Annotated in this window: 20 protein-coding genes and 4 tRNA genes; 10 read left to right on the top strand and 14 right to left on the bottom strand. The window is 57.0% G+C overall.

Annotation, left to right across the window (positions count from 1 at the left end; all coding sequences use genetic code 11):
- Positions 1–34: 34 nt before the first annotated feature.
- Positions 35–1,156 (top strand): methyl-accepting chemotaxis protein, encoded by a 1,122-nt coding sequence (locus RCI20_RS04220; protein ID WP_306603311.1) that lies wholly within the window; start codon positions 35–37, stop codon positions 1,154–1,156.
- 51 nt (positions 1,157–1,207) lie between these two features.
- Here the strand turns inward: RCI20_RS04220 and ilvN are convergent, their stop codons facing one another.
- The 3 genes from ilvN to RCI20_RS04235 all read right to left on the bottom strand — a co-directional run bounded on the left by ilvN (position 1,208) and on the right by RCI20_RS04235 (position 4,022).
- Positions 1,208–1,519 carry an acetolactate synthase small subunit gene (gene ilvN / locus RCI20_RS04225; protein ID WP_306603312.1) on the bottom strand — a complete coding sequence of 104 codons (312 nt, stop codon included), beginning with the start codon at positions 1,517–1,519 and terminating at the stop codon, positions 1,208–1,210.
- Between the two features lies 1 nt (position 1,520).
- Positions 1,521–3,191 (bottom strand): acetolactate synthase large subunit, encoded by a 1,671-nt coding sequence (gene ilvB, locus RCI20_RS04230; protein WP_306603313.1) that lies wholly within the window; start codon positions 3,189–3,191, stop codon positions 1,521–1,523.
- 357 nt (positions 3,192–3,548) lie between these two features.
- Positions 3,549–4,022, bottom strand: a complete 474-nt coding sequence (locus RCI20_RS04235; protein WP_306603314.1) for a hypothetical protein — start codon at positions 4,020–4,022, stop codon at positions 3,549–3,551.
- A 208-nt stretch (positions 4,023–4,230) separates the two neighbouring features.
- Here RCI20_RS04235 and RCI20_RS04240 point away from each other — a divergent pair, with 208 nt between their 5' ends.
- Both RCI20_RS04240 and RCI20_RS04245 read left to right on the top strand, forming a co-directional pair.
- Positions 4,231–4,557 carry a hypothetical protein gene (locus tag RCI20_RS04240; RefSeq protein WP_306603316.1) on the top strand — a complete coding sequence of 109 codons (327 nt, stop codon included), beginning with the start codon at positions 4,231–4,233 and terminating at the stop codon, positions 4,555–4,557.
- The gene (locus tag RCI20_RS04245; RefSeq protein ID WP_306603317.1) at positions 4,557–5,396 is read left to right on the top strand and encodes an HDOD domain-containing protein; all 840 of its coding nucleotides are present in this window, start codon (positions 4,557–4,559) and stop codon (positions 5,394–5,396) included. Before RCI20_RS04240 ends, RCI20_RS04245 begins: the two co-directional genes overlap by 1 nt.
- A gap of 42 nt (positions 5,397–5,438) precedes the next feature.
- Here RCI20_RS04245 and RCI20_RS04250 read toward each other — a convergent pair whose 3' ends face one another.
- Positions 5,439–5,981, bottom strand: a complete 543-nt coding sequence (locus RCI20_RS04250; protein WP_306603318.1) for a DUF3617 family protein — start codon at positions 5,979–5,981, stop codon at positions 5,439–5,441.
- 89 nt (positions 5,982–6,070) lie between these two features.
- On the opposite strand from RCI20_RS04250, the gene RCI20_RS04255 reads away from it, so the two are divergent.
- Positions 6,071–6,622, top strand: a complete 552-nt coding sequence (locus RCI20_RS04255; RefSeq protein ID WP_306603319.1) for a YaeQ family protein — start codon at positions 6,071–6,073, stop codon at positions 6,620–6,622.
- Positions 6,623–6,643: 21 nt separating this feature from the next.
- On the opposite strand, the gene RCI20_RS04260 is transcribed toward RCI20_RS04255, so the two are convergent.
- Genes RCI20_RS04260 through RCI20_RS04270 form a run of 3 tightly spaced genes read right to left on the bottom strand, consistent with a single transcriptional unit; the run spans position 6,644 to position 10,098 of the window.
- A complete protein-coding gene (locus tag RCI20_RS04260; protein ID WP_306603321.1) occupies positions 6,644–7,363 on the bottom strand; it encodes a zf-TFIIB domain-containing protein in 720 nt (239 codons plus the stop codon).
- Positions 7,364–7,379: 16 nt separating this feature from the next.
- Positions 7,380–9,269, bottom strand: a complete 1,890-nt coding sequence (locus RCI20_RS04265) for a U32 family peptidase (protein WP_306603322.1) — start codon at positions 9,267–9,269, stop codon at positions 7,380–7,382.
- 7 nt (positions 9,270–9,276) lie between these two features.
- Positions 9,277–10,098 carry an SAM-dependent methyltransferase gene (locus RCI20_RS04270; protein WP_306603323.1) on the bottom strand — a complete coding sequence of 274 codons (822 nt, stop codon included), beginning with the start codon at positions 10,096–10,098 and terminating at the stop codon, positions 9,277–9,279.
- A gap of 109 nt (positions 10,099–10,207) precedes the next feature.
- On the opposite strand from RCI20_RS04270, the gene RCI20_RS04275 reads away from it, so the two are divergent.
- The gene (locus RCI20_RS04275) at positions 10,208–10,486 is read left to right on the top strand and encodes a hypothetical protein (protein WP_306603324.1); all 279 of its coding nucleotides are present in this window, start codon (positions 10,208–10,210) and stop codon (positions 10,484–10,486) included.
- Positions 10,487–10,690: 204 nt separating this feature from the next.
- Here RCI20_RS04275 and ettA read toward each other — a convergent pair whose 3' ends face one another.
- Positions 10,691–12,355: an energy-dependent translational throttle protein EttA gene (gene ettA, locus RCI20_RS04280; protein WP_306603325.1), complete on the bottom strand. Its 1,665-nt coding sequence runs from the start codon at positions 12,353–12,355 to the stop codon at positions 10,691–10,693.
- A gap of 158 nt (positions 12,356–12,513) precedes the next feature.
- Between ettA and RCI20_RS04285 the strand changes: the two genes are divergently transcribed.
- The 3 genes from RCI20_RS04285 to ltrA all read left to right on the top strand — a co-directional run bounded on the left by RCI20_RS04285 (position 12,514) and on the right by ltrA (position 14,536).
- A tRNA-Arg gene (locus RCI20_RS04285) sits at positions 12,514–12,590 on the top strand.
- Between the two features lie 49 nt (positions 12,591–12,639).
- Positions 12,640–12,716, top strand: a tRNA-Arg gene (locus tag RCI20_RS04290).
- 596 nt (positions 12,717–13,312) lie between these two features.
- On the top strand, positions 13,313–14,536 hold the full coding sequence (gene ltrA, locus RCI20_RS04295) for a group II intron reverse transcriptase/maturase (RefSeq protein ID WP_306603326.1): 1,224 nt from the start codon (positions 13,313–13,315) through the stop codon (positions 14,534–14,536).
- A 232-nt stretch (positions 14,537–14,768) separates the two neighbouring features.
- Here the strand turns inward: ltrA and RCI20_RS04300 are convergent.
- The 6 genes from RCI20_RS04300 to tig all read right to left on the bottom strand — a co-directional run bounded on the left by RCI20_RS04300 (position 14,769) and on the right by tig (position 21,067).
- A tRNA-Val gene (locus tag RCI20_RS04300) sits at positions 14,769–14,844 on the bottom strand.
- Positions 14,845–14,877: 33 nt separating this feature from the next.
- On the bottom strand, positions 14,878–15,150 hold the full coding sequence (locus tag RCI20_RS04305; protein WP_306603327.1) for an HU family DNA-binding protein: 273 nt from the start codon (positions 15,148–15,150) through the stop codon (positions 14,878–14,880).
- A 164-nt stretch (positions 15,151–15,314) separates the two neighbouring features.
- Positions 15,315–17,729, bottom strand: coding sequence for an endopeptidase La (gene lon / locus RCI20_RS04310; protein WP_306603328.1), 2,415 nt, complete (start codon positions 17,727–17,729; stop codon positions 15,315–15,317).
- 70 nt (positions 17,730–17,799) lie between these two features.
- Positions 17,800–19,062, bottom strand: a complete 1,263-nt coding sequence (gene clpX / locus RCI20_RS04315; RefSeq protein ID WP_306603329.1) for an ATP-dependent Clp protease ATP-binding subunit ClpX — start codon at positions 19,060–19,062, stop codon at positions 17,800–17,802.
- A gap of 14 nt (positions 19,063–19,076) precedes the next feature.
- Complete coding sequence (gene clpP / locus RCI20_RS04320; protein WP_306603330.1) at positions 19,077–19,706, bottom strand: ATP-dependent Clp endopeptidase proteolytic subunit ClpP; 630 nt, start codon at positions 19,704–19,706, stop codon at positions 19,077–19,079.
- Positions 19,707–19,762: 56 nt separating this feature from the next.
- The gene (gene tig, locus RCI20_RS04325) at positions 19,763–21,067 is read right to left on the bottom strand and encodes a trigger factor (RefSeq protein ID WP_306603331.1); all 1,305 of its coding nucleotides are present in this window, start codon (positions 21,065–21,067) and stop codon (positions 19,763–19,765) included.
- 166 nt (positions 21,068–21,233) lie between these two features.
- Between tig and RCI20_RS04330 the strand changes: the two genes are divergently transcribed.
- Positions 21,234–21,309, top strand: a tRNA-His gene (locus RCI20_RS04330).
- A 135-nt stretch (positions 21,310–21,444) separates the two neighbouring features.
- Positions 21,445–21,660: a YjfB family protein gene (locus tag RCI20_RS04335; protein ID WP_306603332.1), complete on the top strand. Its 216-nt coding sequence runs from the start codon at positions 21,445–21,447 to the stop codon at positions 21,658–21,660.
- Positions 21,661–21,677 lie beyond the last annotated feature (17 nt).

Consider the following 21,677-nt stretch of genomic DNA (forward strand, 5'->3'; position numbering starts at 1 on the left):
TCAATTGGGCGCTTTATCAGGGGCGAGGGAATACATGTTCTGGAGCGGCAAGGAAAAAATCAGCACATTGGAACGTGAACTGGCGGTAAGCACACGTAATGAACAAGCATTAGCGCACGAAGTGGAGTCCTTGAAGCAGGCATTGGCGCAGCAGTCTGCCGAACGCGCACAAAAGGATGCCGAGTGCGATAACTTGCAGGCCATCTTGCGCAATCTGGCCTTGTTCAGCCAGTCCCTGAGCAGTTCGCAGGGCAGTCTCGGGCAGATGGCCAATCTGCTCAAGGAAGAAAAGAAACAGGCGGTCGAAGCCGCTGAAGTCTCAGCCAGCAGTGGTCAGACGACGACGGAAATCGCGGCCAATTTGCACCGCCTGGCTGAAGGTTCGGCCCGCGCTGCACAGGATGTCGATGCACTGGCGCATCAGGCGACGGAAATCGGCGCAATCGTTCAGTTGATTCACGAAATTGCCGATCAAACCAATCTGCTGGCGCTCAATGCTGCCATCGAGGCGGCGCGTGCCGGCGAGGCTGGGCGCGGTTTTGCGGTCGTGGCCGATGAGGTGCGCAAGCTGGCCGAGCGTACTGCCAAGGCAACCAAGGATATCGACGGCCTGGTCAGCGGCATCCGCAATGATTCATCGCAAGCCAAGGAAGCGATGGAAAGCCTGGCCACCATGGCGAATCAATACAGCGAGCGCGGCAATCGGGCAACCGACGACATGAATCGTCTGATTTGTCTGTCCCAGAAGATGGAACACATCATCGCCGGCAGTTCGCTGAAGAGTTTTGTTGAAGTGGCCAAGGTCGATCACCTGGTGTTCAAATTCCGCATCTATCTCGGTTTGTTCGGACTGGAAGCGGTTGACCCCAATACGGTGGCCTCGCACACGACCTGTCGTCTCGGCAAGTGGTATTACGAAGGCGAAGGGCGCGAGTGTTTCAGCCGGCTTGATGGTTATCGTGAGATCGAGGCACCGCATATCGATGTGCATCGCTATGGTATAGAAGCCCTGCGTGCCAGGATCGCCGGTAATAGCGGGGACATGCTGCGGCATGTCGAGGCTATGGAGCAGGCCAGTTTCCGGGTGCTCGATAATCTGCAACGCATGGCCGAGGTGGCGGACACCGACCCGAGCGTTCTTTGTATTGCCCACTAAGCTGAAATTTTTCCGGCCCCGCTGATCGGCGGGACCGGTTGTTCGTTTCGATCAGGCGCGGAAGAAATCTTCCAGTTCGGTAAATACCGCATGATCGGCCCGGTGGCGACGTACCGCCACCACATCCTCCAGCTTCTCCACTTGCCGGATCATCTGCGGCAGGCGGTCATCTTCATTGACCAGCAGCCAGATCCGGCTTTGCCGCCCGTCACCGACCGGCAGGCAGAGGATGCCTTCGACGTTGCAGGCGCGGCGGGAAAACAGTCCGACAACGTGCGACATCACGCCGGGATGATTGGCGACATCGATTTCCAGCACGGCACGGGCCAGTTCGTTTTGTTCGTTACGGTTGATCGCGTTCATCTCAGGCTCCAATCATGTCGCGGTTGGCGGCGCCCGGCGGCACCATCGGATAGACCTTCTGTGCGGCATCGATGCCGGCATGGATCAGGCACGGGCCGGGACGGGCAATGGCTTCCTGCAGCGCGGCGCAGGGATCGGCCGCCTGATCGAGGTCGACCGCAGCAATGCCGAGGGCCCGGGCGACGCCGATGAAATCCGGCATGGCCTGGAATTCCGAGGCAAACAGGCGTTGACCGTAGAACAGCGTCTGTTGCTGGTGCACCAGACCGAGTACGGCATTGTTCATCAGCACGATTTTGACATTGACTTGCTGCTCGGCTGCCGTGACCAGTTCCTGGATGTTCATCAGGATCGACCCATCGCCGGTAAAGCAGACGACGGTGCGTTGCGGTTGGGCGAGCGCCGCACCGATGGCCGCCGGAACGCCGAAGCCCATGGTGCCGAGTCCGCCGGAGGTCAGCCACTGGCGGGCACGGCGCAGCGGGTAAGCCTGGGAAACCCACATCTGGTGCTGGCCGACATCGGTGGCGATCACCGCTTCATCATCGAGACAGGCGGCAACGCTGCGGATCAGGCCGAAATGTGAGCGTGGATTGTCCAGGTCGGGCAGGGGCTGCGGGTGCGCCGTTTTCAGTGCATTGATGCGGTCGACCCAGCGATTGCGCGGATTTTCGCTGACCAGCGGCAGCAGTCGCTGCAATGCTTCGCCGACATCGGCGACGATGCCGATATGGGCGCTCTTGATCTTGTCGAGTTCGGCCGGATCGATATCGATATGGATGATCTTCGCCTGCGGGCAGAAGGCGGCGACCTTGCCGGTGGCGCGATCGTCGAAACGTGCGCCGACGGCAATCAGCAGATCGCATTCGTCGAGCGCCAGGTTGGTGTACGGCGCGCCGTGCATGCCCAGCATGCCGAGTGACAGCGGGTGATCGACCGGCATGGCACCCAGTGCCATCAAGGTCATGACGGTGGGCAAATTGGCCTTTTCAGCGAGGTCGACCGCAAGATTTGCCGCATTGGCGTGGATGACGCCGCCACCCAGATAAAAAATCGGCCGTTCGGCTGCGGCGATCATCGCGGCGGCCTGTTCCAGCTGCACCGACGGAGCTGCCGGTGCGGGCAGGGCGCACCCGGCGGCAGGCCACTCGGCGACTTCGATGGCGCGGCTTTGCACATCTTTCGGGATGTCGATCAACACCGGGCCGGGGCGGCCGGAGGCGGCAATGGCGAAAGCGCGGGGGATGACCTCGAGCAGTTCTTCGGTCGAAGAAACGAGAAAGTTGTGCTTGGTGATCGGGATCGACAGGCCGTAGGTGTCCACTTCCTGGAAGGCATCGGTGCCGATCATGGCTTTCGGCACCTGACCGGTAATCGCCACCAGCGGGATCGAGTCGAGTTTGGCATCGGCAATCGCCGTCAGCAGGTTGGTGGCGCCGGGGCCGGAGGAGGCCATGCAGACCGCCACCTCGCCGGTCGCGCGGGCCATGCCCTGGGCGATGAAGCCGGCGCCCTGTTCGTGGCGGGCCAGCACGTGCCGTATTGCGGTCGACTGCCCTAGGGCATCGTAAATCGGCAGGATGGCGCCGCCGGGATAACCGGTGACGATGCGGATGCCTTGGCGTTCGAGCAGACGCACGGTGATCTGCGCGCCGGTGAGGGTTTCGGTCATGAACTATCTCCTGAAGGTTTCTGGCGTTTTCCGGCGGTTTTCGCTGGGCTATAAAACAAAAACCCCCGCCGGTTGCGCCGGCGGGGGTTGGTAAATTCTGCTTGCTTGGCTCTTTTACCCGGTCCGCGACGGCGCGTTCATAGTGACAACTACGACGCCTACTACGACTACGCATACGACTGCGCGAGCACCAACCGGTTCCACTGCCAAGGCAGTTTCAGCGAGGAGGTGACGGGTAGCGTTCATGCGGTTGTCCGGTACGGGAAAGTTTTGCGAAGACGAACTATGGCTGAAGATTTTCCGGAATTCAACACCTTGATGAACAGGGGTATTGATTTCCGAGCCGAAACTTGACCGTTAACGATCCACGGCGTTCTGCAAAGCTGCCGCACTGCAGGCGTAATCCGCTTTGCCCAGCTTTCCTGCGGTAACCGGAATCAGCGTTACACAGGCTTTTTGCCTCGGCCAAGCGGCGAGGTCGCTTTCTTCCCGGCCGAGAATGATGTTGTAGGGTTTTTCGCGCAATTTCGGCAAGGCAAACATCCGGCTGATCAGGCCGGGCATTTTGTGAATGTCGGCCAGGTAGACTTGTCGCGTTTCCTGTAGCCAGTTGCCGGCTTTGGCGTCAAGCAGTGCCGTCATCAGTTCAGCGGCGGCATTATCTGCAGCAAACAGGATGCGCCGCGTGTTATCCGGGATGTCGGCCGGTTTGTCATGCTGGTTCTTCAATGCAAGCACGGGTACCGGCGCACCTTCTTGTAGCGGGTTTTGCGCCAAGGCTGATAGCGAACTGCAGGAGAGGAGGAGGGATAGGGCCAACTTGATCAACATGTGTTTTCCTGAGGGTTGTCCGGATTAAAAAGTCGCCGTGCTCACTGGCAGACGTCAAGCGGTCTTTCCGGGTGGTTCATCCTAACAATTTTTCTACCCGTGTGGCGGTATTCGGCCTGTGCCCGGATGCGCAAACTATGCCTTGACGCTCCTGTTAAAAAACTACAAGATTTGTCGTAAATATCAGTTTTTCAGGCATCGGAGCATCATGAAACAGCGTTTGCGTTATCTCCCACTATCCGACATCGAGGAGGGTATGGTGCTGGGGGCTGGGCTGACGATCTCGGTTAATGGCGTGACCAATTTCACCTTGCCGGCCGGACATGCGCTGACCGAGTCGAATATCCGCCAGATTGCATTGCGCCATGGCGAATTCGTTTGCATTGCCGAAGAAGATACGCGTTCCGATGAAGCCTATGCCGCAGATCTGGCGATTACCCGGTGCCGGCTGGAGCAGATTTTTTCGCGGGCTGATCTTGCCCAGCCATCGATTGCCGGTTTGTATGCTGCCGTGCTGGCTTACCGGAGTCTTTGATGTCCTTGCACTTGAGCGAAAGCGAAATCGTTGCTCGCGCCTCGTTGTTGCCGGCCTTTCCCAGCATTGTTAACGAGATTTTGCAGAAGCTGGATGACGATAACGCGACCATCGGTGCCTTGATCCATCTGGTTGAGCGCGACCCCGTGATCGCCGCGAACGTGTTGGCGATGGCCAATGCGGTGGCGATGGCCGGACGTACGCAAAGGGACGTTCACGACATACAGGTTGCGGTTTCGCTGATTGGCTTGGCGAAAGTGCGGGAAATCGTACTCGGCGTCAGTCTGGCCAGTTTTGCCCGAGATGGTCGGTTGGGCAATTATTTCTGGGAGCACAGTGTCGCCGTGGGCGTTGCGGCGCAGGAACTGGCGCGACTTGCCCGTTGCTCAGTCGATTACGCGCTGGTCTGTGGCTTGTTGCACGATATCGGCCAGCTTTTCATGGCTCGCTGTTATCCGCTTGAATTCCAGATGGTGCGCATGAGCATGGAGCGCGATGCAACACTGGATCTGCTTGACGCCGAACGTCAGCATTTCGGTCTGGACCATTGTGCCATCGGGACCATTCTGGCGAGTGCCTGGCGTCTTTCCCCATCCGTTGTTGCTGCGATTCAACATCATCATGATATGGAACCACCGGCCGATAAACTGGTTGCCGTGACGCATGTCGGAGAAGCCTTGGCCAATGCGCTGGATCTGGCCCGTCACGACGAGGCACGGGTACTTAATCTGTCTGCCAGTGCATGCGATCTTCTGGGAATTGACTGGAGTGAAAATCTCAATTATCTGTTTGGCAAGATAGAGGCCAGGGCGCGTCAACTCTGTCGAATCTTCAGTTGAAAACGCCCGGCCTTGCCGCTTTTTCCTTGCCGAGTGGGCGATTCAACGGCCTTGCTGCTTCATCATTTCGCGCATCTGCGGGTTGTTCATCATCTCCTGCATGTTGAATTTGCCCATGTTCTGCATCACTACATCACCCGGTTTCTGACCTGGTTTGCATGGCCCCAGCCAGCGGGCTTCCTGCACCATCTTCATTTCCTTCATGCCATTTTGTGGCGGATTGAAGCGGGTGACCATGTCGCTGCGATAGTTTTTGTTGAAATCGCCCGTGATCACCGCATCGGTCGTTGCCGTCACGCCATCGTGCCGGCAGACGGAGTGAATGCTGGTTTTGCCGATGCCCGGTTTGATTTCCATGACTGGGCAATCCACCTTTTTGTTTTTTTCCGCCGAATCCTTCATCAGGTTGTCACTGGTTTGATCAACACACATCTGCAGCCCCTGGCCGGGCATTCCTTCCGGCATGCCGGACATCTGCGTCTTTATTTCCCATAGTCCGGATTTGCGCTGGGGCATATCCGCTGCGCAGGCCATCGATGCAAGTAGCGCACCGATCAGAGATAGCGTGATGCTGGAGGTTTTCATGGCAATTTCTCCCGATAGTTAACGTGATTAATCCTAGCCTGCTTTGCGCCGGGCGTCATGGGATAATCCCGACTTTTTCGAGGCAGGGCATGGCGCTCAAATCCACCGTTTTCAAGGCTGAATTGCAGGTTTCCGATCTCGATCGGGGGCATTTTGCCGAATACCCGCTGACCTTGGCACGGCATCCATCGGAAAATGATCAGCGCATGATGGTCCGTCTGCTGGCTTTTGCCATGTTTGCCGGGCCTGATCTCAACTTCAGCAAGGGCTTGTCGAGCGATGATGACTGCGCGCTGAGCGAAGTCGATCCTTCGGGTGTGTTACGGACCTGGATCGAAGTCGGGCAGCCCGACGAGACGCGCATCCGCAAGGGGTGCAACAAGGCGGATCGGGCCATTGTGCTGGCGTATGGCAATCGTACGGTCGACGTCTGGTGGCAGCAAATTTCGCCACTGTTGGCGCGTTTCGACAATCTGGAGGTGCTGCGTTTGAGCGCCGAAGAAACCGAAGCGCTGGGTGCGTTGGCCGAGCGTGGCATGCAGCTCACCTGCACGATCCAGGAAGGCACTATCTGGTTGGCCCGGGGCGAGCAGTCGCTGGAGTTGCATCCGGAAGTCTTGATGCGTCCGGCCGGCCGTTAAGAGAAGCAGTGGCTCGGCGATTTATCGCCGGAAAATATTGCCTAGTAATTCAATGCCGCTAACGATGAGATCGCCGATGGCGATTTCATCGACCTCCCGGTTCAGCATCCGATCACGTGCCAGACGGGATTTTTCCCGCTCGCGCAGCACAATCGCATTACCCAGCGCTTCGACATCGACTTTGCTGCGCTGGATTTCGGCGTGCTGGTAGCGCGCCAGCGCCTGTTCGATGGCCGTGCGGTCGAGAATGGCAATTGCCGCGCCACAATGCCGGCAGGCGTGATCTGTGCGGATATCCACCGGGGCGCCGCAGCCCGTGCAATGTACGCTGCCTACCTGGGTTGCCAGCGTATTGACCTCGACGCGGGTCAGTTGCCGGACGAAGCCCTTTTCGATCATGAATTGCCCGAAGGTAATGAAACGACCGTGTTGCTGCAGGCAACGGTGGTAGTTGAACTTGCCGCCTGGTTTGACGATATCCAGACCGTGCAGCAGACGTTCGTTGCAGCGAGGGCAATGCAATTGGCTGGACAGTGGCAGGCGTTGATTGTCGCGATGTTCGTGAATCAAACGGAACAGTTCGATGATGCCGCCCGGCGTGATCTGCACGCTTTCGTTTTCGTCGAACCAGATGCCCTGACAGGGGAAGCACAGGTCGAGCACGACCTTGCCGCCCAGCTTGCGTTCGAAGCTGTGCTTTTCAGCCGCTTGTCGGCACGAAGGGCAGGGTGTCGGTTTCATAGGGTTTTCAGTGGTTTCAGGCTGGCCGAATGGTGCCGAGGTTCAGTTTGACGCCCTTCTTCATCTTGCCGATGACGTGCATCTCGCAGGCCTTGCAGTCGAATTTGAGAATCAGTTTTTCGTTGCCATTCATCAGCGTCATCGGGTCCGGCTTCAGATGCTTCACTTCCTTCGGACACAGGTTGAAGCTGTAGCGCAGGCAGTGGCGGGTGATCATCAGCGACACCATGCCTTTTTCGTTGCCGACCTCGTAGGCTTCCTCGATCAGCTTGACGCCGTGTTTTTCGTAAAACTGGCGGGCCTTGCTGTTGAATACGTTGCCCAGGTAGGTCAATTCATCCTGCGGGTAGGGTTGCGGATCAGTGGCCGGGGCGGCACGCGGTGCGCGCGGGTGCTGGGCGATGCGGGCGGCTTCCAGCTTTTCCGTGGCTTCGCGGCGTAGCGCATTGATTGCGCTGACCGGCAGGAACCAGGGCTGTGACAATTCCAGTTCGACGGCTAGTGCAACAAACATCGTATTGCCAAACTTGCCGAGGTTTTCCTTGAGTTTGTCGATTGCCTGTTCGGGATTCTGCGCGATTTCGCTGCCGATTTTTTCGCTTTTTGGCAGGTTGACCGTGACATTGATCCCGTCTTCGTCCGTCAAGCTCAGCGCGAAGCCGTTTTTCGTTTCGGCAAAAACGGCTTGCAGTGCAATGCGGCGTTCGGCTGATTCCTTCTCCAGCGCCCGTTCGAAGGCCTGGTCGCGATTGCGGAACAGGGTGGCGCCTTCGGTCAGTTCTTCGGGAAGCTGGGCCGGGAAAAGTTTCATGCCTTCCGCCCGGTTGATGCGCATGCCGACGACTTCGCCGTGGGCATCGTAGAAGCAGACACCATCACCGTTATTGAACGGTTTTTCCGCGTCGACCGTAAAAACGCCATCGCCGATGCTGGTTACCGTGCCGATCAGCTCACCGACGAAGGCCGGCGAATCGAAAGCGCCGATGTCGTCCTGACGGTCGTTGGCAAAATAATCGGTATAGCCGCGATTGAAGGTCTTGTCCGGTTGCGGCGTGAAGGTGAGGGTGCTCTTGCCGCTGGAAGCCCGACGGTATTCCGGGTGTTGCTCAATGATTGCATCGAGCAAGCTGCGGTAATGCGCGGTGATGTTCTTGACGTAGGACAGGTCTTTCAGCCGCCCTTCGATCTTGAACGAACTGACACCGGCTTTGACCAAGGCCAGGAGGTTGTCGGTCTGGTTGTTGTCCTTCATCGACAGCAAGTGCTGGTTCTCGGTGATGACCTTGCCCTTTTCATCGACCAGCGTGTAGGGCAGGCGGCAGGCTTGCGAACATTCGCCGCGATTGGCGCTGCGCCCGGTATGCGCCTGGCTGATGTAGCACTGGCCGGAGTAGGCGACACAGAGCGCGCCATGCACAAAATATTCGAGCGCCAGCGTGGTTTCGCGGGCCACCGCCTCGACTTCCTGGATAGACATTTCGCGGGCCAGGACGATCTGCGAAAAACCGGCATCCTGCAGGAATCTGGCCTTGGCCGGGTTACGGATGTCGGTCTGCGTCGAGGCGTGCAACTGGATCGGCGGCAAATCAAGCTCAAGCAGCCCCATATCTTGGATGATCAGCGCATCGGCACCGGCTTCGTAGAGTTGCCAGGCGAGCTGGCGGGCACCTTCCAGTTCTTCGTCGTGCAGGATGGTATTGACGGCGACGAAGACTCGGGCGTGGAAGCGATGGGCAAAGTCGCACAGGCGCTTGATGTCGGCCAGGTCATTGCCGGCGCCGTAGCGGGCGCCAAAGGCCGGGCCGCCGATATATACGGCATCTGCGCCGTGCTTGATGGCTTCAATGCCAAAATCGGCATTTTTCGCCGGGGCCAGGAGTTCGAGGGGGTGTTGAGGTCTGATCATGGCGAACTTAGTAGGCAAATCGCCCGGCGAGTTCCTCGATATTGAATTCGCGCAGAATTGCCTCGGCGCGTTCGCGGGCATTTTTCCTAGGGGCGCCACGTTTGCTGGCGATGATCAGCTCGTTCTTCATCGAATGTTCCCAGCCGACCAGTTCGGTAACGGTAACGTCGTAGCCGTGCGACTCCAGCAGCAAGCAGCGCAGCACGTTAGTCAGGTGACTGCCGAGTTCGCGGGTGTGGATCGGATGGCGCCATAGCTCGGAGAGCGGTGTCTTGCCCAGCGATTCGTTCTTTCTGGCGCGCATGGTCGCGGCAACCTCGGCCTGGCAGCACGGAACCAGCACAATATGGCGAGCATTCCTGGTGAGCGCAAAACGGATGGCATCGTCGGTTGCGGTATTGCAGGCATGCAATGCAGTAACGACATCGACAGTTTCCGGCAGTTCGCTGGAGGAAAGCGAGTCCTCGACCGTGCAGGCGAGAAAGCGCATGCGCGGAAAACTCAGACGGTCGGCCAGTTCGCGAGATTTTTCCACCAGTTCGGTACGCGTCTCGATGCCGACGATTTCTCCTGCGTCGCGTTCCTTGAAATACAGGTCATACAGGATGAAGCCGAGATACGACTTGCCTGCGCCGTGATCGACCAGGGTTTGTGCGCCATCGAGCAGCGGTTCGATGAATTGGTAAAGGTGATAGACCTGCTTCAGCTTGCGTCGTGAATCCTGATTCAGTTTTCCGTCACGGGTAAGGATGTGCAGTTCCTTGAGCAGCTCAACGGATTGGCCGGCACGGATTTCCGGGATTTCGGCGGGGGGAGTCGGCTTTTTCATGGGGCGAATTATCGCATTCAAACTTCTTTCATTTTCGTGTCAACCGAATCGAAACCGCCTCGTTATTTGCCTCATGGTGACTAATCACCGCAACCCAATGGAGAGACAAATGGGCAGTCTGAGCAACGAATCCTTCGATAGCTTTCTGGATTCTCTGAAAAAGGCAGGCATCACAATTTCCAACGAAGCTGAACTGCGCGAGCGTTTGGCCGAAGCGCAGCGCTGGCGTTACGCCTTCCAGACGCTGGCCGCAAACGGCAAGATCATCGGCATCAGTTTTGAAGATCATTCCGAAGGTCGCAACGAAGCAGAAATTGATCGTGCCTTCAATGACTTCCAGTTTTCCGAAAAGACCAAGGCAGTTTTCTCTGCCAGCTTGAAGCACTGATCATAGTTTGTTCCGCTTCGCCACGGCTGGTGGGGCAAAAGAAGAACGGGCACCTTGCGATGAACAAGGCGCCCGTTTTCATTTTCTGAGAATTTTTACGACCATCAAAATAACGGCTGGCCCCAAGACCACAGACAAATGGGCTGGCTCCAGCGGGCTACTGCGCCATGCGGTAAATCCCTCGAGGCGCAATGATCGGGCGATTTACCGCGTGATCGGCTTGTAACGAATCCGCTTCGGCTTGGCACCTTCTTCGCCCAAGCGCTTGCGCTTGTCTTCCTCGTATTCCTGGTAGTTGCCGGCGAAGAAATTCCACTGCGAATCGCCTTCGGCAGCCAGGATGTGCGTGCAGATGCGGTCGAGGAACCAGCGGTCGTGCGAGATGACCAGCGCGCAGCCGGCGAATTCGAGCAGGGCGTCTTCCAGTGCGCGCAGGGTTTCGACGTCGAGGTCGTTTGACGGTTCATCGAGCAGCAGTACGTTGCCGCCGGCCATCAGCGTCTTTGCCAGGTGCAGGCGACCGCGTTCACCGCCGGACAGGTTGCCGACCAGCTTGCCCTGGTCGCCGCCCTTGAAGTTGAAGCGGCCGATGTAGGCGCGGCTGGGCATCTCGAACTTGCCGATCTGCAGGATGTCGCTGCCCTGGGCCAGTTCCTCGAACACCGTTTTTGTGCCGTCGAGGCAGTCACGCGACTGATCGACGTAAGCCATTTTGACCGTCGGGCCGATGTCGACCGTACCGGAATCCGGTTGCTGCTGGCCGGTGATCATCTTGAACAGCGTCGATTTACCGGCGCCGTTCGGGCCGATGATGCCGACGATGGCGCCGGCCGGAATGGTGAAGCTGACGTTGTCCATCAGCAACTTGTCGCCAAAGCACTTGGTGACGCCGTCGAACTCAATGACCTTGTCGCCCAGCCGCTCGGCGACCGGGATGAAGATTTCCTGGGTCTCGTTGCGCTTCTGGTATTCCTGGCTGGACATTTCCTCGAAGCGCGACAGGCGGGCCTTGGACTTGGCCTGGCGCGCCTTCGGATTGCTGCGCACCCATTCCAGTTCCTGCTTCATCGCCTTCATGTGGGCGTCGATCTGCTTGTTTTCGGTTTCCAGGCGGGCTTCCTTCTGCTCCAGCCAGGACGAGTAATTGCCCTTGTACGGAATGCCGTGGCCGCGGTCGAGTTCGAGAATCCATTCGGCGGCGTTGTCGAGGAAGTAGCGGTCGTGGGTGACGGCAACGACAGTGCCCGGAAAGCGGACGAGAAACTGTTCCAGCCATTCGACGGATTCGGCGTCGAGGTGGTTGGTCGGCTCATCCAGCAGTAGCATGTCGGGCTTGGCCAGCAGCAGCTTGCACAGCGCGACGCGGCGTTTTTCACCGCCGGACAGGTTGCCGATCGTGGCCTCCCAAGGGGGCAGGCGCAGCGCATCGGCAGCCAGTTCCATCTGGTGTTCGGTATCGGAACCCGCGGTGGCGATGATCGCCTCCAGGCGAGCTTGTTCTTCAGCCAGTTGGTCGAAGTCAGCATTCTCATCAGCATAGGCAGCGTACACGGCTTCCAGTTTGGCCTGTGCCTGCATGACTTCCCCGAGCGCCGATTCGACTTCTTCCTTGACTGTCTTGGTCGGGTCGAGTTGCGGCTCCTGCGGTAGGTAGCCAATTGAAACACCGGCCAAGTGTTGTACTTCGCCGTCGTATTCCTTGTCCACGCCGGCCATGATTTTCAGTACGGTCGATTTACCTGAACCATTCAGGCCGAGCAGGCCGATTTTGGCGCCGGGGAAGAAGGAAAGGGAGATGTCCTTGATAATCTGCCGCTTGGGCGGAACGATCTTGCTGACGCGCAGCATGGACATAACGTATTGGGCCATTGGATTGCCTGTAACTAAAAGGAAAGACGTGCAGTCTACGAGGCTTCCCGGTAAATGGCTAGGGTGTCGCATGAAGCGATAAATTGTGCATCGCTGGATTTTTTATCAAAAGCCTTGCAATCCTGCTTGGGCGCCGTATAATGCGGCCCTCTGACAGCGCGCCCGTAGCTCAGTTGGATAGAGTACTTGGCTACGAACCAAGGGGTCGGGCGTTCGAATCGCTCCGGGCGCGCCATCAGTGATCCAGTTGATTTTTTCGGCTAGGTCTTGACGTTTGTATCAGCGCGCCCGTAGCTCAGTTGGATAGAGTATCTGGCTACGAACCAGAGGGTCGGGCGTTCGAATCGCTCCGGGCGCGCCAAGTCAAGCATAAAACAAGGCACTTCTTTTGAAGTGCCTTTTTTTATGTGCGCCCAGCATGGGCGCACTCCTGCGGGTGCAAGTCCCGCCGTAAGTTGATCACGACGAACGAAGTGAAGCGCAACTGCGTGAGGGTGACCGAGCGTAGGGAGGAAGCGTGGATCGTAATCTGCGAGCCGATGGACAAGAATCGGATAGAAGGCGCTGCCGAGCAGGGCGAGCGGGCATGAGACCGCGAAGCTCTCGTGATCAAGGCGAAGTGGCGTAAATCCGGCGGTTGTGCAGAGAAGGAGTGCGTTCTTACCTGGGGAGATCTCGCCTTGTGCCTGAAAGGGCGACGTGGTGACACGGAGCGAGAAGTCAGCAGAGGCCGTCCCCCAAGGGGACTTCCTTCGGGGCGTAGTAGCTGCCGATAGGGGGCGAAGGGCCAAACGAGAAGGAGTGTTTTACGCCATGTCGATGTGTGAAGTCTTGCGTCAGATGTCCGAGAGATCGGGGCGGGTGCCAGTAGCGGACGGTGAAGCCGACCGTGCAAGCACCAGCGACGAAGCGACACGCCCGCGACATGAAACGGGAAGCACGGGGTCAGCGTTGCTGATGGCAGCGCTGACGAGAGAGAACCTGCAACAAGCGTGGAAGCGGGTACGGGCTAACAAAGGCGCGGCTGGCGTGGATGACCGGGATATTCCCGAGACCGCCCGCTACTTGCGAACGGCGTGGCCGGTGATTCGTGATCAGTTATTACAGGGGACGTACCGGCCCAGTCCGGTGCGACGGGTGACGATCCCGAAGCCAGACGGAGGCGAGCGCGAGCTGGGCATCCCGACGGTGACGGATCGACTGATCCAGCAAGCGCTGCTGCAAGTATTGCAGCCGATGCTGGACCCGACCTTCAGCGAATACAGCTACGGTTTCCGACCGGGGCGCAGCGCACAAGAAGCAGTCGTTCGTGCTCAAGCCTATGTTCAGTCGGGACGCCGAATCGTGGCGGACGTTGATCTGGAGAAATTCTTTGATCGGGTCAATCACGACATTCTGATGGGCCGCCTCAAGAAGCGGATTGGAGATGCTGGCGTGTTGCGGCTGATCCGGGCGTATCTGAACAGCGGGATCATGCGGGATGGCGTCGTCGTGTCGCGGTATCAGGGGACGCCGCAAGGCGGACCGCTGTCACCGTTACTGGCGAATGTATTGCTGGATGAAGTCGACAAGGAGCTGGAACGTCGAGGTCATTGCTTCGTGCGCTACGCCGACGATGCGAATGTCTATGTTCGTAGTAAGAAGGCTGGCGAGCGGGTGATGGCGCTGCTGAGGAGGATGTACGCCAAGCTGCACCTGATGGTCAATGAGGCCAAAAGTGCGGTGGCCAGCGTCTTCGGGCGGAAGTTTCTTGGCTTCAGTTTCTGGGTGGCGCCGAAAGGCGAGATCAAATGCAAGGTGGCGGCGAAGCCGATGGCGACCTACAAGCAGCGGATCAGGCAACTGACCCGACGCTCAGGCGGTCGCAGCATGGCGGAAGTCGTTGAAAAACTGCGCCCCTATGTGCTGGGGTGGAAAGCCTATTTCCGGTTATCGCAAACGCCCAAGGTCTGGCGCACGCTGGACGAGTGGTTGCGACATCGATTGCGGGCGATTCAACTCAAGCACTGGAAGCGCGGGACAACGATGTATCGGGAATTGAAGGCGCTAGGTGCGTTGGAAATCGTGGCGCGTCGGGTGGCTGGAAATGCTCGTAGCTATTGGCGAAACGCCGACCGGCTATTGAAAACGGTACTGAGCATCGCCTACTTTGATCGACTCAGGGTGCCTCGTCTCTCATGACCTCAACTTCTCGAACCGCCCGGTGCGGACCCGCATGCCGGGTGGTGTGGCAGGGGGGCAGCCTATAATGGCTGCCCCCTATGCCGATTTGGGTGCTTGAATTCCAGCTTGAATTCCATTTTCAGCAAGGTGTTGAAAAAGGGAAGGTGTCGGGTGTTTTCTGGTTGTCTGAAACAACAAAGCCCCGCAATTGCGGGGCTTTGTTGTTTCCAAGAATTGCTTGGAATGATCTTGGTGGGTGCTAACGGGGTCGAACCGCTGACATTCGCCTTGTAAGGGCGACGCTCTACCAACTGAGCTAAGCACCCATCTGCACTGTTTGCAGAGAGGACAATATTATATCAGTTAACGGCGTCTTTGAGGCCTTTTCCTGCGCGGAATTTTGGAGATTTTGCAGCCTTGATTTCCAAGGTTTTGCCGGTGCGCGGATTACGGCCGGTACGGGCGGCACGTTCACCGACATAGAAAGTACCAAAACCGATCAGGCTAACGTCATCGCCAGCCTTGAGGGCGCCCTTGATTGCTTCGACGGCGGCATCCAGCGCGCGGCCGGCAGCAGCTTTGGAAATATCGGCGGCGGCAGCCATCTGATCGATCAGTTCGGTCTTGTTCATATAAGTCCCCTAATTGGAAAGTATGGAGTGGTGAAGTTTTTGCGAGGGGCGATTTATATCTCCCCTGAAATCCTTGTGTCAAGCGGATTCTCGGTCCGCCGGACATGGTCTAGCCGATGGCTTTGGATGCTGGTGGTAATACGCCAGCATCCAGGCCTTTCAAATCAATGAGTAAGGATGGCTTTTTGATTCGTTTCGTCGGTTTTGGCAGGAAGTTCGCTGGCCGCTTCACTTGGCTCAGGAAGGGCTTGTGGTACGCGCTCCAGCGCCCGCTCAAGGACTTGATCGATCCATTTTACCGGCACAATTTCGATGCGGTTTTTGATGTTCTCTGACATTTCAGTCAGATCCTTGACATTCTCTTCAGGAATCAGCGCTGTCTTCAGTCCACCGCGAACGGCAGCAAGCAGTTTTTCCTTAAGCCCGCCAATGGCAAGAACTTCCCCGCGCAAGGTGATCTCGCCCGTCATGCAAACATCACAACGCACGGGAATGCCTGTGTAGGACGATACCAGCGCTGTCGTCATGGCGATCCCTGCAGACGGACCATCTTTCGGTGTGGCGCCTTCCGGCACGTGAATGTGCAGGTCGGTTTTTTCGAAGACTTCATCCTTGATGCCCAGGCGCCGGGCACGAGCACGCACAACGGAGCGGGCGGCTTCGACCGATTCCTTCATGACGTCACCGAGCGAGCCGGTCCGCAGGATATTGCCTTTGCCCGGCATATTGGCGCATTCGATTGTCAGCAGTTCGCCGCCAACTTCGGTCCATGCCAGTCCGGTGACTTGGCCTACCTGGTTTTCCTTTTCGGCCATACCGAAGGAGTAGCGGCGTACGCCGAGGAATTTATCCAGATTTCGCGCGTTTACCGTAATTTTGCTGTCACGCGCCTTGAGAACCAGCGTTTTGACAACCTTGCGGCAAATTTTGGAGATTTCACGTTCCAGGGCGCGTACCCCGGCTTCGCGCGTGTAGTAACGGACGATGTCGCGCAGTGCGCTTTCAGCAACGATCAATTCGGTTTTCTTGACACCGTTATTTTTCAACTGCTTGGGCAGTAGGTAACGCAGGGCGATATTGACTTTTTCGTCTTCCGTGTAGCCGGACAGTCGAATAACTTCCATGCGATCAAGCAGCGGGGCAGGGATGTTCAGAGTGTTTGCGGTCGCTACGAACATTACATCCGACAAATCAAAATCGACTTCGACGTAATGATCCTGGAAAGTGTTGTTCTGTTCCGGGTCGAGTACTTCAAGCAGAGCTGACGATGGGTCGCCGCGGAAGTCCTGGCCAAGTTTGTCGACTTCATCAAGCAGGAACAGCGGGTTACGCACGCCGACCTTGGCCAGGCTTTGTAGAATCTTGCCTGGCATGGAGCCGATATATGTTCTGCGGTGACCACGAATTTCTGCTTCGTCACGTACACCACCAAGTGCCATGCGCACGAACTTGCGATTGGTCGCCTTGGCGATCGACTGGCCGAGTGAGGTCTTGCCGACACCCGGTGGGCCGACCAGGCACAAAATCGGAGCCTTGACCTTGTCTACGCGTTGTTGCACGGCAAGATATTCGACGATACGTTCTTTTACTTTTTCCAACCCGAAATGATCGGCATCGAGAATTTTTTCTGCGGCGCGCAAATCCTTCCCAATCCGCGTTTTCTTGCGCCATGGCAGGCTGATCAGTGTTTCGATGAAGTTGCGTACCACGGTTGCTTCGGCTGACATGGGGGACATCAGGCGCAGCTTTTTCAATTCACCTTGTGCTTTTGCCAATCCTTCCTTGCTCATGCCAGCTGCCTGGATTTTTTTGTCCAGTTCTTCCAGGTCGGCACCTTCCTCGCCTTCGCCCAATTCTTTCTGGATCGCCTTGACTTGCTCGTTCAGGTAATACTCGCGCTGGCTCTTCTCCATTTGGCGCTTGACGCGACCACGGATGCGCTTTTCTACCTGAAGAATATCGATTTCGGCTTCCAGTTGGGAGAGTAGGCGTTCAATGCGCTCACGCACATTTTCCATCTCCAGAACTTCCTGTTTCTGCTCGATTTTCAGTGGTAGATGCGCGGCAATCGTGTCAGCGAGGCGGCCGGCATCTTCAATTCCTGTAATGGAGGAGAGGACTTCCGGCGGAATTTTCTTGTTGAGTTTGACAAACTGGTCGAACTGGGCGACCACGGCACGGCGCATGGCCTCGATTTCGTGATCGTCAGTGCCAGCCTGTGCCAATGGCACAACCGTTGCCATGAATACGGATGCCTGAACTTCGATGGCTTCAATATTTGCCCGCTGCGTGCCTTCAACCAGCACCTTGACCGTTCCGTCGGGCAATTTGAGCATCTGGAGGATATTGGCCAAGCAACCAATGCGGTATAAATCTTCGGGTTCCGGGTCATCCTTTGCCGCTGATTTCTGGGCGACGAGCATGATGCTCTTGCCGGTTTCCATCGCCATTTCAAGTGCTTTGATGGATTTTGGGCGACCGACGAAGAGCGGAATCACCATATGCGGAAACACCACTACATCGCGCAATGGGAGCAACGGCAGTGCTTGGGTTTCCGGAAGTGTGTTGGGGTTCGACATCAGTGTGCCTTTGAAATAGGTATAAGCCCTCTAGGTGAGGGCGGGAAACCGGATTTCAAGAACCCCCGGCTCAGTTTGAGCCGGAGACCTTGGGCTGATCGGCGTAGATGAGGAGCGGCGGGGTTTCGCCAGTAATCATGTTTTCATCGATAACCACTTTTTCGACATTTTCCATGCCCGGAAGTTCGTACATGATATCGAGCAGGGCGTGTTCCATGATTGAACGCAGGCCGCGGGCCCCCGTCTTGCGTTCGAGTGCCTTTTGGGCAATGGCAGCAAGGGCTGCCGGCCGGATTTCGAGTTCCACTTCTTCCATATTGAATAGCTTCTGGTACTGCTTGACCAGTGCATTCTTCGGCTCGGTCAGGATTTGGACGAGTGCATCGGCTTCCAGTTCCTGCAGCGTGGCAACGACCGGCAGGCGACCGATCAGTTCCGGAATCAGGCCGAACTTGATCAGATCTTCCGGTTCGACATCAAGCAATATTTTGCCGACTTCCTTGCCGTCGTCCTTGCTCTTGACTTCGGCACCAAAGCCGATACCGCCGCGTTCGGAGCGGTTGCGGATGACCTTTTCCAGGCCGGCAAACGCACCGCCGCAGATGAAGAGGATGTTGGTAGTGTCAACCTGAACGAAATCCTGGTTTGGGTGCTTGCGCCCACCTTGCGGAGGAATCGATGCCGTGGTGCCTTCGATCAGCTTGAGTAGTGCTTGTTGCACACCTTCACCGGAAACGTCGCGGGTAATCGATGGATTGTCCGATTTGCGGGAAATCTTGTCGATTTCATCGATATAGACGATACCGTGTTGCGCCTTCTCGATATCGTAGTCGCATTTCTGCAGCAGCTTCTGGATGATGTTTTCGACATCTTCGCCGACATAGCCGGCTTCGGTCAGCGTGGTGGCATCGGCCATCACGAACGGGACGTTGAGCATGCGGGCAAGCGTCTGGGCGAGCAGGGTTTTGCCCGAGCCGGTCGGGCCGATGAGCAGGATGTTGCTCTTCGACAGTTCGACCTCGCCAGTGTTCTTGGCGGTATGGCGCAGACGTTTGTAATGGTTGTATACCGCAACGGCGAGGATGCGTTTGGCAACTTCCTGGCCGATCACATACTGATCGAGAATGGAACTGATTTCACGCGGTGTCGGCAGGTCGGAGCGTCCTGCCTTGTCGGCTTCCTCGGGAAGTTCATCGCGCACAATGTCGGTACAAAGCGCAATGCATTCGTCGCAGATGAACACCGATGGGCCGGCAATCAGTTTTTTGACTTCGTGCTGGCTCTTGCCGCAAAAGGAGCAATACAGCAGTTTTTCCTGGCTGTCCTTCGACATCGCTTACTCCTCGATCAAGCCGCGTCGCGGCGGGTCAGAACCTTGTCAATCAAACCGTACTCCATGGCTTCGGTAGACGACAGGAAATTGTCACGGTCCGTATCCTTTTCGATACGTTCCAGTGGCTGGCCGGTGTGTTCGGCCATGATGCGATTCAGCTTGTCCTTGATGGAGAGGATTTCCTTGGCGTGGATCGCAAAATCCGATGCCTGTCCCTGGAAACCGCCCAGCGGCTGGTGAATCATGACGCGGGAGTTGGGCAGGGCGAAGCGCTTGCCCTTGGTGCCGGCCGTCAGCAGGAAGGCGCCCATCGAGGCAGCCTGACCGATGCACAGTGTCGACACGTCCGGCTTGATGAACTGCATGGTGTCGTAGATCGACATGCCGGCAGTGACCGAGCCACCCGGTGAGTTGATGTAGAAATAGATGTCCTTGTCCGGATTTTCCGCTTCAAGGAACAAAAGTTGGGCGACAACCAGATTGGCGCTGACGTCATTAACCGGGCCGACAAGAAAAATCACCCGCTCTTTCAACAGGCGAGAATAGATGTCATAGGCGCGTTCGCCACGTCCGCTCTGTTCTACCACCATCGGGACAAGGCCCAAAGCCTGTGGATCCCAGTTGCTTGCGTTATCGATAAACATGTCGGCCCTTTGTTGTTGCGTTTCAGACGGTTGTCGTTTTTGTGACGAAATTCAGCTTATTGCTGCTGGTTCATCAATTCATCAAAAACGGCAGCCTTGTCAGTCACCTTGGCCTTGCCAAGTACCCATTCGACCACGTTGCTCTCGATTGCAACACCTTCCACATCGCTCAGGCGCTGCGGTTGGGCGTAGTACCAGCGGATGACTTCTTCCGGCTGTTCATAGCTGGCAGCCATGTCTTCAACCATTTTGCGAACCTGTTCCGGTGTTGCCTGGAGCTTCTCGGTCTTGACCACTTCAGCAAGGATCAGGCCAAGGGTAACCCGGCGCTTGGCCTGGTCGGCAAACCACTCCGGCTGGATCGGCATGTCCTTGACCTTCATGCCGCGCTGTTCCATATCCTGGCGGGCAGATTGCATTAGACGCTGGATTTCCATGTCGACCAGTGCGTTCGGTACGGAAATCGGATTGGCCTTGAGCAGGGCTTCCATGACCTGATCCTTGACCTTGCCTTCAATGCGACGCTTCACTTCACGCTTCAGGTTGGCTTCGATCTCGGCGCGCATCTTTTCGACATCGCCATCGGTAACGCCCATCATCTTGGCGAAATCGGCGTCGATTTCCGGCAGGCGCGGCGCCTGAACCTGCTTGACGGTGATTTCGAACTGCACGGTCTGGCCAGCCAGATCCTTGGCGTGATAATCCTCCGGGAAAGCCAGATCAAACGTCTTGCTTTCGCCAACGGAACAGCCTTCAACTGCCTTCTCGAAATCCGGCAGCATCATGCCCTGGCCGAGCACGAACGGGTAATCGCTGGCCTGACCGCCCTGGAAGGCAACGCCATCTTTCTTGCCCAGGAAATCGATGACCACGCGGTCATCCTTCTGGGCGCCACGCTCGGCGTTGTCGTAGCGAACACGCTGCTTGCGCAGGATGTCGAGGGTCTTTTCGATTTCAGCAGCACCGACTTCGAGGACCGGACGTTCGATTTCTGCGGTCGACACGTCGCCCGGCACGAATTCCGGATAAACCTCGAAGACAAAAGAAAACGTCATGTCGGTCGTGCTTTCCGTCGTCTTCGGTTCGACGCGCGGATAACCGGCAACGTGCAGTTTCTGAGCGTTCACAGCATCGGCAAAAACACAATCCAGTTGTTCGGCCAGTACTTCATGACGTGCCTGGTCGCCATGCTGTTGCTTGATGATGGAGAACGGCACCTTGCCCGGACGGAAACCCGGCATCTTGATATTGCGGCCCATGCGCTTCAGGCGCTGGTCCATTTCCTTCTCGATGTCGGCAATGGCGACAGAGAGATCAATGCGACGTTCGAGTTCGTTGGCTTGTGCGGTAGTTGCTTCCATGAGAGTTCCTTGTGACTTAAGGCGCCGAAAAATAAAGCCGATAATAATATCACGGTCGGGCTGTTGCGGATTGGCGCTGTGGTCTGGAAAGGATTCTGTGAAGAAAGTTGAAAAGTCTGTAGACAAGTTGTTCTGGAACGAATTACAATGCGCGCCTTCTTCAGCGGCGGCTGTAGCTCAGTTGGTAGAGTCCCGGATTGTGATTCCGGTTGTCGTGGGTTCGAGCCCCATCAGTCGCCCCAGAATTTTAAACCCCGCCAGTCTTCCGACTTGCGGGGTTTTTCATTTCAGAAGTTCATTTCAGCTATTAGTGGTTTGCTTGGACGTTCTTGGAATCAAGTTTTTTCCTGCGCTGCCGTAATCGGGATATCCACTGAATGAACGGTGGTGTGACCCGAAGAGGTGTTTCAATGGATGTCAGTGCAATTGCGTCAATGGCAACGCAGATCAAACAAGGTGAAACGGCACAAGCCGTTCAATTCGCCGTTCTGAAGAAGGCCATGGAAGTCGAGGAGCAGTCGGCAATGCAGTTGCTGCAAACGCTTCCAAGCAATCCTTCACATCTCGGGAATGGCGTAGATACCGTTGCGTGATGGTTTTCCTGTTCGCG

The organism is Azonexus sp. (assembly GCF_030824335.1).
Taxonomy (GTDB): domain Bacteria; phylum Pseudomonadota; class Gammaproteobacteria; order Burkholderiales; family Rhodocyclaceae; genus Azonexus.

Bases quoted from the DNA above. Each gene is read 5' to 3' on its own strand.
- RCI20_RS04220 (WP_306603311.1), top strand. From the start codon at position 35: ATGTTCTGGAGCGGCAAGGAAAAAATCAGCACATTGGAACGTGAACTG.
- ilvN (WP_306603312.1), bottom strand. From the start codon at position 1,519: ATGAACGCGATCAACCGTAACGAACAAAACGAACTGGCCCGTGCCGTG.
- ilvB (WP_306603313.1), bottom strand. From the start codon at position 3,191: ATGACCGAAACCCTCACCGGCGCGCAGATCACCGTGCGTCTGCTCGAA.
- RCI20_RS04235 (WP_306603314.1), bottom strand. From the start codon at position 4,022: ATGTTGATCAAGTTGGCCCTATCCCTCCTCCTCTCCTGCAGTTCGCTA.
- RCI20_RS04240 (WP_306603316.1), top strand. From the start codon at position 4,231: ATGAAACAGCGTTTGCGTTATCTCCCACTATCCGACATCGAGGAGGGT.
- RCI20_RS04245 (WP_306603317.1), top strand. From the start codon at position 4,557: ATGTCCTTGCACTTGAGCGAAAGCGAAATCGTTGCTCGCGCCTCGTTG.
- RCI20_RS04250 (WP_306603318.1), bottom strand. From the start codon at position 5,981: ATGAAAACCTCCAGCATCACGCTATCTCTGATCGGTGCGCTACTTGCA.
- RCI20_RS04255 (WP_306603319.1), top strand. From the start codon at position 6,071: ATGGCGCTCAAATCCACCGTTTTCAAGGCTGAATTGCAGGTTTCCGAT.
- RCI20_RS04260 (WP_306603321.1), bottom strand. From the start codon at position 7,363: ATGAAACCGACACCCTGCCCTTCGTGCCGACAAGCGGCTGAAAAGCAC.
- RCI20_RS04265 (WP_306603322.1), bottom strand. From the start codon at position 9,269: ATGATCAGACCTCAACACCCCCTCGAACTCCTGGCCCCGGCGAAAAAT.
- RCI20_RS04270 (WP_306603323.1), bottom strand. From the start codon at position 10,098: ATGAAAAAGCCGACTCCCCCCGCCGAAATCCCGGAAATCCGTGCCGGC.
- RCI20_RS04275 (WP_306603324.1), top strand. From the start codon at position 10,208: ATGGGCAGTCTGAGCAACGAATCCTTCGATAGCTTTCTGGATTCTCTG.
- ettA (WP_306603325.1), bottom strand. From the start codon at position 12,355: ATGGCCCAATACGTTATGTCCATGCTGCGCGTCAGCAAGATCGTTCCG.
- ltrA (WP_306603326.1), top strand. From the start codon at position 13,313: ATGGCAGCGCTGACGAGAGAGAACCTGCAACAAGCGTGGAAGCGGGTA.
- RCI20_RS04305 (WP_306603327.1), bottom strand. From the start codon at position 15,150: ATGAACAAGACCGAACTGATCGATCAGATGGCTGCCGCCGCCGATATT.
- lon (WP_306603328.1), bottom strand. From the start codon at position 17,729: ATGTCGAACCCCAACACACTTCCGGAAACCCAAGCACTGCCGTTGCTC.
- clpX (WP_306603329.1), bottom strand. From the start codon at position 19,062: ATGTCGAAGGACAGCCAGGAAAAACTGCTGTATTGCTCCTTTTGCGGC.
- clpP (WP_306603330.1), bottom strand. From the start codon at position 19,706: ATGTTTATCGATAACGCAAGCAACTGGGATCCACAGGCTTTGGGCCTT.
- tig (WP_306603331.1), bottom strand. From the start codon at position 21,067: ATGGAAGCAACTACCGCACAAGCCAACGAACTCGAACGTCGCATTGAT.
- RCI20_RS04335 (WP_306603332.1), top strand. From the start codon at position 21,445: ATGAACGGTGGTGTGACCCGAAGAGGTGTTTCAATGGATGTCAGTGCA.